Source organism: Streptomyces sp. NPDC031274 (genome assembly GCF_055570235.1).
Genome location: NZ_JBVIHP010000435.1, coordinates 1 through 1,077, shown reverse-complemented (window position 1 = coordinate 1,077; position 1,077 = coordinate 1). Strand labels below are relative to the sequence as shown.

Genomic DNA, 1,077 nt, shown 5'->3' with positions numbered 1-1,077 from the left:
GACGATCGCGGTGGCAGTTGATGGGGGGACCAGGGCTTCTGCCGTGGCCTGGAAGCGTGTGCCGATGAGGGCTCCCGCGGCTCCCAGGGCCAGGGCCGCGGCTACGCCGCGGCCGTCGGCGATCCCGCCGGCCGCGAGCACTGGTACGGGTGCCGCCAGGTCCACCACCAGCGGCACAAAGGGCAAGGTGGACCGTCCCTGTCGGGCCCCGTGCCCGCCGCTTTCGGTGCCCTGCGCGACGATGACGTCGGCGCCCAGGTCCACCGCCTGCCGCGCCTCCTCCAGATCGGTGACCTGAACGATCAGTACCGCGCCGGACTGGCGAATGCGCTCGGCGAACGGGCTCGGGTCCCCGAAGGACAACATCACCGCCCTGGGGCTGTGCTCCAATACTCGCTCGACCGCACCGGTATCGATCGCCCAGGTCAACAGGCCGACACCCCAGGGCCCGCTGCCCCGCCTCACGATGGGCAGCTGACGGGCCAGCCAGTCCGCGTCCCCGTTCCCGGAGCCCAGCAGCCCGAGCCCACCGCCGCGCGAGACGGCCGCCGCCAGTTCACCACCGGCCGAACCCCCCATCGGCGCAAGCGCGATCGGATGCCGCACACCGAACAGCTTCGTAAATGCCGTCGTCAACGTCATGACCGCCATCATGGCCATGGCCACCAACACCCGCACCACGGTGGCAGAACACGCACACCAACCCGTGACACTGGGTCGAAGCGGAAGCTGTCGTTCGTACCGGTACCGGATCGCCGCGTCAGCTGTCACTGTCACTCCGGCCAGGGCCCCATCAGGGTTGGGGCGCGTCAGCATCGTCCTCCTCCGGTGCCTCCGGCAGGTCGGCCACAGGCAGTTCGGGCAGTCCGAGCAGGGGAGCTATCACCGTGTTGGCGTCTTCCATCCACGCAGTGGCCCACATCAAGGCACAGGGCATTGCGAGCAGACGCGGACCGTGCCCGCGGTCGATTCTTGCCAGCTGCGGATTCGACACGCTCTGCCAGTCGTCCCACTCTTCGAGGGTCGACGGAAGCCGCGCTCCGCCATACGGCAGAAGCGTTCCATCGACGTCCAGGA

At 69.3% G+C, this 1,077-nt stretch carries 1 protein-coding gene and 1 pseudogene; both read right to left on the bottom strand.

The genetic code is table 11. From position 1 onward, the window contains the following. A partial coding sequence (locus ACZ5CR_RS46985; protein ID WP_468870194.1) for a nitronate monooxygenase occupies positions 1-642 on the bottom strand: 642 nt, incomplete at its 3' end. A gap of 151 nt (positions 643-793) precedes the next feature. Beyond that, positions 794-1,077, bottom strand: a pseudogene (locus tag ACZ5CR_RS46980) (HAD domain-containing protein); the annotation flags it as partial.